This is a genomic window from Micromonospora sicca (assembly GCF_003172935.1).
Taxonomy (GTDB): domain Bacteria; phylum Actinomycetota; class Actinomycetes; order Mycobacteriales; family Micromonosporaceae; genus Micromonospora; species Micromonospora sicca.
In genome coordinates this window covers 1-10,785 of record NZ_QGKS01000347.1, presented here as the reverse complement: position 1 = coordinate 10,785, position 10,785 = coordinate 1, and the positions used below count along the sequence as shown (strand labels likewise).

The 10,785-nt window shown below is 72.5% G+C and carries 13 protein-coding genes, 1 tRNA gene and 1 pseudogene; 6 read left to right on the top strand and 9 right to left on the bottom strand.

The features are described 5' to 3' along the window. The coding region (locus tag DKT69_RS38575) for a hypothetical protein (protein ID WP_109804563.1) at nucleotides 1–392 on the top strand (392 nt) is incomplete at its 5' end. Between the two features lie 18 nt (nucleotides 393–410). Here the strand turns inward: DKT69_RS38575 and DKT69_RS40720 are convergent. The 6 genes and pseudogenes from DKT69_RS40720 to DKT69_RS28470 all read right to left on the bottom strand — a co-directional run bounded on the left by DKT69_RS40720 (nucleotide 411) and on the right by DKT69_RS28470 (nucleotide 3,567). After that, a complete protein-coding gene (locus DKT69_RS40720; RefSeq protein WP_255420238.1) occupies nucleotides 411–794 on the bottom strand; it encodes a histidine phosphatase family protein in 384 nt (127 codons plus the stop codon). Between the two features lie 64 nt (nucleotides 795–858). After that, nucleotides 859–1,026: pseudogene (locus tag DKT69_RS40715) on the bottom strand (histidine phosphatase family protein); the annotation flags it as partial. 61 nt (nucleotides 1,027–1,087) lie between these two features. After that, nucleotides 1,088–1,747, bottom strand: a complete 660-nt coding sequence (locus tag DKT69_RS28485) for a DUF998 domain-containing protein (RefSeq protein WP_109804562.1) — start codon at nucleotides 1,745–1,747, stop codon at nucleotides 1,088–1,090. 11 nt (nucleotides 1,748–1,758) lie between these two features. Continuing rightward, nucleotides 1,759–2,178, bottom strand: a complete 420-nt coding sequence (locus DKT69_RS28480; RefSeq protein WP_109804561.1) for a VOC family protein — start codon at nucleotides 2,176–2,178, stop codon at nucleotides 1,759–1,761. A 78-nt stretch (nucleotides 2,179–2,256) separates the two neighbouring features. Next, on the bottom strand, nucleotides 2,257–2,661 hold the full coding sequence (locus DKT69_RS28475) for a helix-turn-helix domain-containing protein (protein WP_109804560.1): 405 nt from the start codon (nucleotides 2,659–2,661) through the stop codon (nucleotides 2,257–2,259). Nucleotides 2,662–2,697: 36 nt separating this feature from the next. Next, nucleotides 2,698–3,567 carry a sigma-70 family RNA polymerase sigma factor gene (locus tag DKT69_RS28470; RefSeq protein ID WP_109804559.1) on the bottom strand — a complete coding sequence of 290 codons (870 nt, stop codon included), beginning with the start codon at nucleotides 3,565–3,567 and terminating at the stop codon, nucleotides 2,698–2,700. Nucleotides 3,568–3,687: 120 nt separating this feature from the next. On the opposite strand from DKT69_RS28470, the gene DKT69_RS28465 reads away from it, so the two are divergent. Beyond that, the gene (locus DKT69_RS28465) at nucleotides 3,688–4,584 is read left to right on the top strand and encodes a transposase family protein (protein WP_201749907.1); all 897 of its coding nucleotides are present in this window, start codon (nucleotides 3,688–3,690) and stop codon (nucleotides 4,582–4,584) included. 183 nt (nucleotides 4,585–4,767) lie between these two features. Next, nucleotides 4,768–5,226, top strand: coding sequence for a carboxymuconolactone decarboxylase family protein (locus DKT69_RS28460; RefSeq protein ID WP_109804557.1), 459 nt, complete (start codon nucleotides 4,768–4,770; stop codon nucleotides 5,224–5,226). A gap of 80 nt (nucleotides 5,227–5,306) precedes the next feature. Here DKT69_RS28460 and DKT69_RS28455 read toward each other — a convergent pair. Continuing rightward, nucleotides 5,307–5,383, bottom strand: a tRNA-Thr gene (locus DKT69_RS28455). Between the two features lie 365 nt (nucleotides 5,384–5,748). On the opposite strand from DKT69_RS28455, the gene DKT69_RS28450 reads away from it, so the two are divergent. Both DKT69_RS28450 and DKT69_RS28445 read left to right on the top strand, forming a co-directional pair. Beyond that, nucleotides 5,749–6,840, top strand: a complete 1,092-nt coding sequence (locus DKT69_RS28450; RefSeq protein ID WP_109804556.1) for an ABC transporter ATP-binding protein — start codon at nucleotides 5,749–5,751, stop codon at nucleotides 6,838–6,840. Between the two features lie 164 nt (nucleotides 6,841–7,004). Then, entirely contained in the window at nucleotides 7,005–7,601 is a 597-nt protein-coding gene (locus DKT69_RS28445; RefSeq protein WP_109804555.1) for a hypothetical protein, read from the top strand. 66 nt (nucleotides 7,602–7,667) lie between these two features. Here DKT69_RS28445 and rlmB read toward each other — a convergent pair whose 3' ends face one another. Together rlmB and cysS are read right to left on the bottom strand one after the other, a co-directional pair. Then, entirely contained in the window at nucleotides 7,668–8,798 is a 1,131-nt protein-coding gene (gene rlmB, locus DKT69_RS28440) for a 23S rRNA (guanosine(2251)-2'-O)-methyltransferase RlmB (protein WP_109804554.1), read from the bottom strand. Then, nucleotides 8,798–10,213, bottom strand: coding sequence for a cysteine--tRNA ligase (cysS, locus tag DKT69_RS28435; protein ID WP_109804553.1), 1,416 nt, complete (start codon nucleotides 10,211–10,213; stop codon nucleotides 8,798–8,800). Before cysS ends, rlmB begins: the two co-directional genes overlap by 1 nt. 156 nt (nucleotides 10,214–10,369) lie before the next feature. Between cysS and DKT69_RS28430 the strand changes: the two genes are divergently transcribed. Next, on the top strand, nucleotides 10,370–10,785 hold a 416-nt coding region (locus tag DKT69_RS28430), incomplete at its 3' end, for an IclR family transcriptional regulator (RefSeq protein ID WP_146231235.1).

The following is a 10,785-nucleotide window of genomic DNA, read 5'->3' as shown; positions in this document are numbered from 1 at the left end:
CGACGACCCCGGCCAGACCGACGACCACCGCCCCGCGCACCCCGGACGCCGCCGCCCGGGTGGTGCTGGTCCGCACCGGCGGCATCGCCGGCACGCGGGAGACGCTGACCGTCGAGCCCGACGGCCGCTGGACCAGGGTGGACCGCGCCGGCGGCACCCGGAGCGGCCGGCTCGGTCCCGCCGACCTGGCGCGCCTGCGGAAGTTGACGGCCGACCCACGGCTGGCGACCGAGACGGCGGCCACCGCCGACCCCGGCGACTGCGCCGACGCCTTCGCCTACCGGCTCACCGTGGACACCCGGACCACCGGTTACGTGGACTGCGACGCCGGCCCCACCCGCCCGCCGGCCACGTCAGCGTTGGTGGACCTGCTCACCCGCGTCACCGCCTGACCTGCCTGGGCCGCGCGGTCAGACGACGTAGTCCGGTGGCAGGCCGGTGCCGCGCAGCTCGGGCGGCAGGTGGGCCACGTCGTTCAGGCCGATCAGGTTCGGCGGCCCGCCCGAGCCGTAGCGGATGACGGTGAGGCCGCAGTTGTGGTGGTTCAGGCCCAGCCAGCGCCGCTCCGGGGCGTCCAGCGCGTGCCGGACCAACCAGGCGATCAGGAAGTTGTGCGTGATCACCAGTTCGCGGACGTCCCCGTCCGCCGGGGGCCGCGCGAACCGGGCCACCGCCTCCGCCGTCCGGCGCGGCCCGTCCGTCCGCTCGCGCTGGTCGAAGCCGGCCAGGAAGGTCGCGTACGCCGGGGGCAGGGCGGCCCGGTCCGTGTCGTGCGGCAGGTGGTCTCCCACCATCCTCCGCGGCGTGCACCGGCACGCCGGGCAGCACGGCGGCGACCAGCTCGGCGGTCTCGACGGCCCGGCGCAGCGGTCCGTGGTGGACGGCGTCGAACGGCCGCCCGCGCAGCCGCTCCCCCAGCAGGGTCGCCTGCCGCCGGCCCCGGTCGGAGAGCCCGATGTCCGGCGCCTCGTCCTCCGCCCGGTGCTGCTCACCGTGCCGGGCCAGGTAGAGCAACCGGCTCGCCATCCGTCACCTCACACTGATCGGGAGGCGCGAGCCTAGCCCGCGCCTCCCGATCGTGCCGGCCTCAGACGCTCCGACCGTGGTCCGCCCGCCACAGCATGCCGGTGACCCAGGCCCAGCCGATCGCCACGGCCAGGCCGAAGCCGACCATGGTCGGCGGCGCCGGCCGGACGATCAGGGCCACCCAGGCCGCCGCGAAGCAGACCCCGCTGGCCAGGCTGTACGCGGCCCAGCCGCGCTCGCCCCGCCGGGCCGCCCGACGGGCGGCGCCCAGCGCGGCGACGATCAGCGCGACGAAGCCGATCGCCGCCGCGAGGAAGTGCAGCCCGCCGTGCCAGCTGATCTGGCCGGGACCGCTCGGCGTACCGGCCGGGAAGCCGTCGGCCGGGTCGGCCCGGAAGATCCCGGCGAGCACCAGCCCGATCCCGTAGAGGACGAGCAGCCTGGGCAGCCACCGGGCGCCGGTGTCCCGGCGCCCCAGCGCGGCGGCGGCGCCGAGCACGAGCAGCCCGCTGGCGAGGAAGGTGGTGATCTGCACCCACCCCAGGTCGCCGTTGCTCAGCACACTCACCGGGTGCCGGCGGAAGTCGAAGCCGTCCCGGGTGAGGCCCTGGACCAGCGCGGAGGCGGCGAAGAGCGGGCCGGCGAGGGCGCCGCCGGCCAGCAGCGCCCGGTCCCGGCCGACAGCGGCCGGACGTACCCGGAAGGGAACGGCCTGGGTCATCGGTCCGCTCCTCAGCCCTTCGGGTGCATCTGGCCGATGCGGATCATGTTGCCGAACGGGTCCCGGATGCCGAAGTCGATGCCGTACGGGCGCTCGGTCGGCTCGTCGTAGATGTCGACGCCCTTGGCCACCAGGTCCTCGTACGTCTTGCGGGCGTCGTCGGTGGTGAAGAAGAGCGAGCCGCCCGTCGCGCCCTTGCTCAGCATCTCCCGCACCTGCTCGGCGGTGGCCGGGTCGAGGGCCGGCGAGCCGGGCTTCTCCAGCAGGATCTCGTGCTCGGGGTCGCCGGGGACGTTGACCGTCAGCCAGCGCATGAAGCCGAGGTCCTGGTCGGTGTTGACCTCCAGGCCGAGCTTGCCGACGTAGAAGTCGAGGGCCTCGTCCTGGTCGAGGACGTAGATCTGGGAGCGGGAAATCGAGTTAATCGTCATGCCGACGACGCTAGACCCCGGCCTGACCTGGTGCTTATCCAAAACTGCTGAGCTGGCGATGCGTCGGCGCTGACCGGCTCAGCGGGCGGCACTCGGCCGCATCCACGCCTTCACGAAACAGCTCGGCACGGCGGCCACGCCGGCGGCCTTGCGCCTGCGGTATGCCGAGGGGGACTCGCCGACGATGTCGCGGAACGTGCGGCTGAAGGTGCCGAGGCTGCCGAACCCGATCGCGTAGCAGATCTCGGTGACCGGCCGGTCGGTCTGCACCAGCAGGTACATCGCCCGCTCGACCCGGCGGCGTTGCAGGTAGCGGTGCGGGGTCTCGCCGAAGGTGGCGCGGAAGGTCCGGATGAAGTGCGCCTCGGAGGCGTGTGCGATCCGGGCCAGCGCCGGCACGTCGAGCGGCTCGGCGTACGACCGGTCCATGGCGTCCCGGGCGCGCAGCATCGCCCGGTTGGACACCTCCACGGCACGACTCATCGCCGCCAGGTTACCGCTCGAGCTGGGCGGCGCCGATCAGCCCACGACCACGTCGAGAGTGCGCAGCTGGTCCGGGTCGGCCACCACCTCGATGCCGATGATGCGGTCGGTGACGGTGAAGCTGATCGCGATGCGGGTACGGCCGTCGACGACCACGACGGCGCCGGGCGCCGCGTCGATGAACGCGGGCAGCGCGCCCTGGGCCCGCCCGAAGAAGAAATCCGCCACGACGGACGACCCGTGCACTGCGGCGGCGGAGGAGCCCAGCCGGGCGGCGACAGCGTCCGCGCGCATGACGACGTGCGGGTCGAGCAGGGTGAGCAGGTCCTCGAAACGGCCGTCCCGGGAGGCGGCGAGGAACGCCTCGACGATCCGGCGCTGACGGGCGGGGTCCGTCTCGGGCCCGGCCGAGCGGCTCTGCACCCGGCGGCGGGCCCGGCTGGCGATCTGCCGTACGGCGGCGGGGCTGCGGTCGACCACGGCGGCGATCTCCTCGAAGGAGACCGCGAACATGTCGTGCAGCACGAACACCAGCCGCTCGGTCGGGGCGAGGGTCCGCAGCACCACGTGGAGCGCCTGTCCGACCGACTCGGACAGCAGCGCCGCCTGCTCCGGATCGTCCGCGCCCGGGCCGGTCGTCGCCGGCTCGTCCCCGGTCACGTCGGCCGGTTGCTCGTGCCGAGCGGCGCTGGAGCGCAGCCGGTCCAGGCAGACCCGGCCGACCGTCGTGGTCAGCCAGCCGGGCAGGTTCTCGATGACGTCGACGTCGGCGCGGCTGAGCCGCAACCAGGTGTCCTGCACGGCGTCGTCGGCCTCGGCCCCGGAACCCAGCATCCGCTGGGCCACCGACCGGAGGCGGGGTCGCTGCTCTTCGAAGCGCCGGGCCAGCAGGTCGGTCTCGCCCATGGCCTTCCCCCCGGGACCAGTAACGACTCGGTGCGCGATAGCTGACTCAGCCCGCTTCGATCATGGAAGCGGCCGTGCGGGACGATCATGATTGTGACGTCAAGATGGGCCCGCACGGCCTTGTCCCATCGTATCTGTACCGGCATCTCCCGGCGCAGGCTGGGCAAGCTGATCGCTGAACTGGCCGACCCGTGGACAGCCCAGCAGGAATCCCGGCTGCGCGAACGCCGCGGCGGTGACCGGGTCCGCGCGCCCGGCGCCGGCCCGGGCCACGACCTGACCTTCACCGACCGGGTCATCACGACCCTGGTGGTGTTGCGTTTCCAACTTCCGCACGCTGCGTTGGCCCTGTTCTACAACGTCGACCGGGCCACCATCACCCGCGCCGTGGGTGAGATCCGGCCACTGCTGGCCGCGCGAGGCTTCGCCGTACCCGGCAAGCCGCAACTGCGGCTGCGCACCCTCGCAGATGTGGTCGCCTACGCCGCCGCCGAGGGTGTCGAACTGCGCATCGACGGCACCGAGGTCCAGGTCCGCCGGCCCAAGGCCAACCGGCCCGGCCGGCGAGCGTTCGTGTCGGGCAAGAAGAAGCAGAACACCATCAAACCCACTGTGATCAGCGACGGCGAAGGCCGGTTGCTGTGGTGCGGGGCCACCCGACCGGGGCGGATGCACGATGTCACCACTCTGCGCACCGAGGGCATTGAGGACCTGCTGCGGCAGTATCCGAACGTGCGCGCCAAGGTCGACTCCGGCTACCAGGGCTTGGCCCGCGACTTCCCCGACCAGGTCACCGCGCCGCCGAAGAAACCACCGAAAGACGCCACCGAAGCTCAACTCGCCGAATACAACACCGCGCGGAAAACCCAGTCCTCACAACGGATCTGCGTCGAACACGCCATTGCTGAGCCCAAACAGTGGCGACCCCTGCAGCGCTACATCGGACGCCGGGAACACTTCGAAGACACCATGCTCGCCATCGCGGGACTCGTGTCCGACCGCTGCGCTGAGCGATAACCCAACACGCCCGAACAGCCCAGAAAGGCACGGCCAGACTCTAATCGTGCACCACCTCGTAAGTGATCGCCGTCACATCTGTCACACACCCATCCCGACCGTCGACATCCAGGCGACGGACGAGGACGGGTACGGCACGGCGGACGCCGGCCAGCCTAACAGGACAGAATGGATGGAACGATCATGAAGGCACGGATGCAGAACCCGGCCATGATGCTCCCCGACGCCATGAAGGCGATCAACCTGCTCTACAAGGCGGCGCACTCCGCCGGCGTACCCACCACGACGCTGGAGCTGATCCACCTGCGGGCCAGCCAGATCAACGGGTGCAGCGCCTGCGTCGACTCGGGCGCCCGCGGCGCGCGCAAGGCCGGCGAGACGGAGGAACGGCTCTTCGCGGTGGCCGCCTGGCGGGAGACGTCCTACTTCACCGACGCCGAGCGGGCCGCGCTGGCGCTCGCCGAGGCGGCGACCCGCCTCGCCGACCGGGCCGACCCGGTGCCGGACGAGATCTGGGACGAGGCAGCCCGGCACTTCGACGAGAAGGAACTCGCGGCGCTGGTGCTCTGGCTCGCCACCACCAACTTCTTCAACCGGCTCAACGCCACGACCCGCCAGTTGGCCCCGCAGAACTGGGGCTGAAACGAGGACGCCGGCCACGCGGGCGGGGGCGGGCCGACGCCCTCGCCCGCGTCGTACGCGCTCAGAGCGCCGGGGGAAACTGGAGCCCCCGGCCGGGATCGAACCGGCGACATCTCGCTTACAAGGCGAGTGCTCTGGCCAGCTGAGCTACAGGGGCGAGTGGTGCCGTCGTCAGCATAGCGACCGGCGTCCGAATTTCCCGCCCGGCAGGCCTCCCGAGCATGGGAAACGTCAACTTCCCGACCTCGATGCCGACGGATCGACGCCGGACGTCGTCCACCGCCGAGGGGGTTGATGCCCGGGAGTGCCGGTGTGACCGGAATGCGCAATGCCGTCAATCCCAACCCGCACCCCTCGTCTTGGCAGGGTCGGAAAACCCGTTTACCGTGCAGTGACACGGACGACAGTCCGGCCGGCCTCGGCTGCCCGGGCGACGCCCGCTGGCCGGCACCGTACGGCGCCGGTCGCTCCTTCACTCGGATCGTCCGGCACGTTCCTGCCGGTGAAAGGAAGCGCTTCACCATGGCTACGGTCACCTACGCGAAAGCGTCCCGGATCTACCCGGGCACCGAACGCCCCGCGGTCAACCAGCTCGACCTCGAGATCGGCGACGGGGAGTTCCTCGTCCTGGTCGGCCCGTCGGGTTGCGGCAAGTCCACCAGCCTGCGGATGCTCGCCGGTCTCGAGGACGTCGACGACGGCGCCATCTACATCGACGACCGCGACGTCACCCACCTGCCGCCGAAGGCCCGCGACATCGCGATGGTCTTCCAGAACTACGCCCTCTACCCGCACATGACGGTGTACGAGAACATGGCGTTCGCGCTCAAGCTGCGCAAGACCTCGAAGTCGGAGATCGACCGGCGGGTCAAGGAGGCGGCCGGGCTGCTCCAGCTGGAGGAGTTCCTCAACCGCAAGCCGAAGGCGCTCTCCGGTGGTCAGCGTCAGCGGGTGGCCATGGGCCGCGCGATCGTCCGCGAGCCGCAGGTCTTCCTCATGGACGAGCCGCTGTCGAACCTCGACGCCAAGCTCCGCGTCCAGACCCGTACCCAGATCGCCTCGCTGCAGGCCAAGCTGGGCATCACCACCGTCTACGTCACCCACGACCAGGTCGAGGCCATGACCATGGGTCACCGGGTCGCGGTCATGCTCGACGGTGTGCTCCAGCAGGTGGACACCCCGCGGGCGCTCTACGACACCCCCGCCAACGTCTTCGTCGCCGGCTTCATCGGCTCCCCCGCGATGAACATCAAGACCGTGCCGCTGACCGAGCAGGGCGCCGCCTTCGCCGAGATGCACATCCCGCTGACCCGGGAGCAGATCGCCGCGGCCCAGGCCGAGGGCGGCGACGGCAAGGTGACCGTCGGTTTCCGTCCGGAGGACTGCGACATGGTCAGCCCGACCGAGGGCGGCATGCCGGTCGTGGTCGAGCTGGTCGAGGACCTCGGCTCCGACGCCAACGTCTACGGCCACGCCGCGCTCGAGGGCCTCAACGAGCGCTTCGTCGTCCGCACCGACCGCCGCAGCATGCCGAACATGGGTGACACCATCTTCGTCAAGCCGCGCACCGGCCAGAGCCACGTCTTCCACGCCGCCACCGGCACCCGGATCTGACGTACGCGACACGACAGGGGCGGTCCGCTGCGGCGGGCCGCCCCTCTCGTCGTAGCTGGGGCATGGCATACCTGGGAGCCACCGGAGAAGTGGCTCCTCGGGGTGATCCGGTACGGCGTACTCCGCTCGTAGCGTCACGGCAACTTCCGATTCGAGGAGATGCCGTGACCACCCTGCCCGACACCGCCACCCGCCTTCCGTCACCGCGTTCCCGGGCGTACCGGATCATCCGCCTGGCCGGCCGCAGCCTGGCCTACTGCGCGGCGCTGGCGCCGGTCGCCGTCTTCGCCCTGGTGGCCGCGCCGGTCGGCCGGTCCGACGCCGCCGCGGCGCGGTGGCGGGCCCTACGCACCGGGCTGCTCGGGGCGCCACCGGTCGCCGGTCCCGGCCGGCGGCCGGGCCCGGTGGCCGTCGCCGGGCACGGACTGCTGAGCCTGCTGCTCGGCGTCACGGCCCTGGTGCCACTCGGCGTCGAACTGCTGATGGTGCTGCGCGGCGTCCTGTACGGCATCGTCGACCCCGGTCCGTACACGCACTCGTGGGGCGGCCCGACCCGGGCCGGCGCATGGCTGGCGCACTTCCTCGTCGGCCTGCCGATGGCCGCCGCCGGCCTGGTCACGCTGGTCGGGATCGCCGCCGTGCACCAGCGGTTGACCCGGGGCCTGGACGGGGCGCGGCCCGCGCCCTGGCTGATCCCGGTCACGCTGCTGATCGCACTGGCCGGGGCGCTGCTCTTCGTCGCCTGGACCCACCAGATCTAGGAATGCGGAAAGACCCCTGCCACCGCCGCGACCGCGGCAGGGCAGGGCAGGGGCCTTCCCGGTTGCTCAGATCTCCTGGGCGCGGCGGCGGGCCACCTCGGCGAGGGTGACCGCGGCGGCGACACTGGCGTTGAGCGACTCGACCTCGGAGATCATCGGGATGCTGACGGTCAGGTCGCAGGTCTCCCCGACCAGCCGGGACAGCCCGCGCCCCTCGGAACCGACCACCACCACCAGCGGCCCGACCGCGGCCTCCAGGTCGTAGAGGTCGGTGTCGCCATCGGCGTCCAGGCCGACCACCATGAAGCCGGCGTCCTTGCAGGCCTTGAGCGCCCGGGTGAGGTTGGTGACCTGGCCGACCGGCACCCGCGCGGCCGCGCCCGCGCTGGTCCGCCAGGCGGTCGCGGTGATCCCGGCGGCCCGCCGCTCGGGTACGAAGACACCGTGCGCGCCGAACGCGGCGGCGGAGCGGATCACCGCGCCGAGGTTGCGCGGGTCGGTGACCCCGTCCAGCGCGACCAGCAGCGGGGCGGGCTGCTCCAGCGCGGCCGCCATCATGTCCTCGAACGGCTCGTACGCGAACGGCGGCACCTGAAGGCCGACGCCCTGGTGCAGCACCCCACCGGTCATCCGGTCCAGCTCGGCGCGGCTGATCTCCAGGATGGCGATGCCCCGGTCGGCGGCGGTCCGGATGATCTCGTTGACCCGGTCATCCATGTCGATGCCCTGGGCGGTGTAGAGGGCGGTCGCCGGCACCTGGGTGCGCAGCGCCTCCAGCACCGGGTTGCGGCCGACCAGCAGCTCCGGGGTGTCCTTGGCCGGGTTGGACTTGCGGCCCGGGGCGACCCGCGGGCCGGATCGGCCGATGGGCTTGCCGCCCCGACCGCCGGCGCCGCCACGGCCCGCCGGGACGCCCCGGCCACCGCCCTTGCCCCAGGTGGTGTCCTTGCTGCCCGGCTGGCCGATCTTGGGGGCGCGGCCCTCCTCGGCCGCCGCGCGGCGCTCCTTGTCCTGCTTCCAGGCGGTGCGCTGGGGCAGCTTTTCGGTGCCCGAGTACGCCTTGTGCCAGGGTCGCTCGTCGGCGGGCAGGGTCTTGCCCCGGCCGGCGAGCGAGTCCTTGTTCTTGCCGCCGGAGCCCTTCGGGGCTCCGGCCTTCGGGCTCAGTCGCCGGCCACGGCGCTGCGAGTTGCCGGCCATCAGTCCTGCTCTCCAATAGTCCATCGCGGGCCCTGGGGGGTGTCCTCGACCACCACGCCGGCCTGCTTGAGCTGGTCGCGTACGGCGTCCGCGGCGGCCCAGTCCTTGCGGTTGCGGGCCTGGGCGCGCTGCTCGAGGGCAAGCGCGATCAGGGAGTCCACCACACCGCGCAGGTCCTCCGCGCGGCCGCCACCGGTCCAGGCCGGGTCCAGGGGGTCGACCCCGAGGATATCCAGCATGCTGCGGACGGCGGCCAGCACCGTGCGGACGGTCACATCGTCGCCGCTGGTCAGCGCGCTGTTGCCGTCCCGCAGAAGATCGTGCAGGACGGCGAGCCCGGCCGAGGTGTTCAGGTCGTCGTCCATCGCCGCCGCGAAGCCGGCCGGCAGCACGCCGAGCTCGCCGGCGCCGACCCGCTCCGCGGCCCGCTGCACGAACCCCTCGATCCGCCGGTACGCCACCGCGGCCTCGCGGAGGGAGTCCTCGGAGTAGTCGATGAGCGACCGGTAGTGCGCCGAGGCGTAGTAGTAGCGCAACTCCACCGGGCGCACCCCGAGCGACTCGACGTACGCCAGGTCGAGGGCGTTGCCGAGCGATTTGCCCATCTTGGCGCCGCCGATGCCGAGCAACCCGTGGTGCACCCAGTACCGGGCGAAGGGCAGGTCGGCCGCCTGCGACTGGGCGATCTCGTTCTCGTGGTGCGGGAAGGTCAGGTCCAGCCCGCCGCCGTGGATGTCGAACTCCGCGCCCAGGTAGCGCCAGCACATCGCCGAGCACTCGATGTGCCAGCCGGGGCGGCCCCGGCCCCACGGCGACGGCCAGTAGGCGTCGGCCGGCTCGTCCGGTTTGGCACCCTTCCAGAGGGCGAAGTCACGCGGGTCCCGCTTGCCCCGCTCGGGGGCGTCCCCGGCGGACTGCATGTCGTCCGGCGACTGCCCCGACAGCGACCCGTAGGCGGGCCACGAGGTCACGTCGAAGTAGACGTCACCCGAGCCGTCGGTGGCCGGGTAGGCGTGACCGGTGTCGATCAGCCGGGTGATCAGCTCGTGCATCTCGGGGATGTGCCCGGTGGCGCGCGGCTCGTAGGTCGGCGGCAGCACGTTCAGCGCCCGGTACGAATCGGCGAGGATCAGCTCGTTCGCGTACGCGATCGACCAGAAGGGGCGGCCCTGCTCGACCGCCTTCACCAGGATCTTGTCGTCGATGTCGGTCACGTTGCGGATGAAGGTGACCTCGAAGCCGGCGGCCAGCAGCCAGCGGCGCAGCACGTCGTAGGTGACGCCGGAGCGAAGGTGACCGATGTGCGGCGGGGCCTGGAGGGTGAGACCACACAGGTAGACCCCCACCTTGCCGGCTTCCCGCGGGACGAAGTCCCGCACCGATCGGGTGGCGGTGTCATACAGGCGTAGCGTCACCGTGCAAGGGTAGCCGTCCATGCATTTCGAGGTTGGCCGGAGCCGGGTCGTACGCTGCGTGCTGTGGACACGGCGGCAGGCACGGGTGACGCCCGGCCAGGGGCGACGGCGGCCGGGACGCCCGAGCCGGGACGCGGCGGCGAGACCGCGCAGACCCTGGACCGGGGACTGCGCCTGCTGCACCTGGTCGCGGAGGCGCCGGGCGGGCTGACCGTCACCGAGGCGGCGAACCGGCTGGGCATCGGCCGGGCCGCCGTCTACCGGCTGGTCGGGGCGCTGAGCGGGCACGGCATGCTGCGCCGGGACGGCGCCGGCCGGCTCCGCCTCGGCGCCGGGGTGCTGCACCTGGCCCGGCGCGCGCAGCCGCTGCTCGCCGAGGGGGCACTGCCCGCGCTGCGCCGGCTCGCCGAGCAGGCCGGCGCGACCGCGCACCTCACCGTCGTCGAGGGCGGCGAGGGGGTCGCCCTGGCGGTGGTGGAGCCGAGTTGGACCTCGTACCACGTGGCGTACCGGACCGGGTCCCGCCATCCGCTGGAACGCGGGGCGGCGGGGCGGGCCATCCTGGCCGGGCG

Coding starts and splice junctions, on each gene's coding strand:
- rlmB (WP_109804554.1), bottom strand. CDS start 8,798: ATGGCCGGCAACTCGCAGCGCCGTGGCCGGCGACTGAGCCCGAAGGCC.
- DKT69_RS28450 (WP_109804556.1), top strand. CDS start 5,749: ATGGCTACGGTCACCTACGCGAAAGCGTCCCGGATCTACCCGGGCACC.
- DKT69_RS28470 (WP_109804559.1), bottom strand. CDS start 3,567: ATGGGCGAGACCGACCTGCTGGCCCGGCGCTTCGAAGAGCAGCGACCC.
- DKT69_RS28485 (WP_109804562.1), bottom strand. CDS start 1,747: ATGACCCAGGCCGTTCCCTTCCGGGTACGTCCGGCCGCTGTCGGCCGG.
- DKT69_RS28480 (WP_109804561.1), bottom strand. CDS start 2,178: ATGACGATTAACTCGATTTCCCGCTCCCAGATCTACGTCCTCGACCAG.
- DKT69_RS28475 (WP_109804560.1), bottom strand. CDS start 2,661: ATGAGTCGTGCCGTGGAGGTGTCCAACCGGGCGATGCTGCGCGCCCGG.
- DKT69_RS40720 (WP_255420238.1), bottom strand. CDS start 794: ATGGTGGGAGACCACCTGCCGCACGACACGGACCGGGCCGCCCTGCCC.
- DKT69_RS28460 (WP_109804557.1), top strand. CDS start 4,768: ATGAAGGCACGGATGCAGAACCCGGCCATGATGCTCCCCGACGCCATG.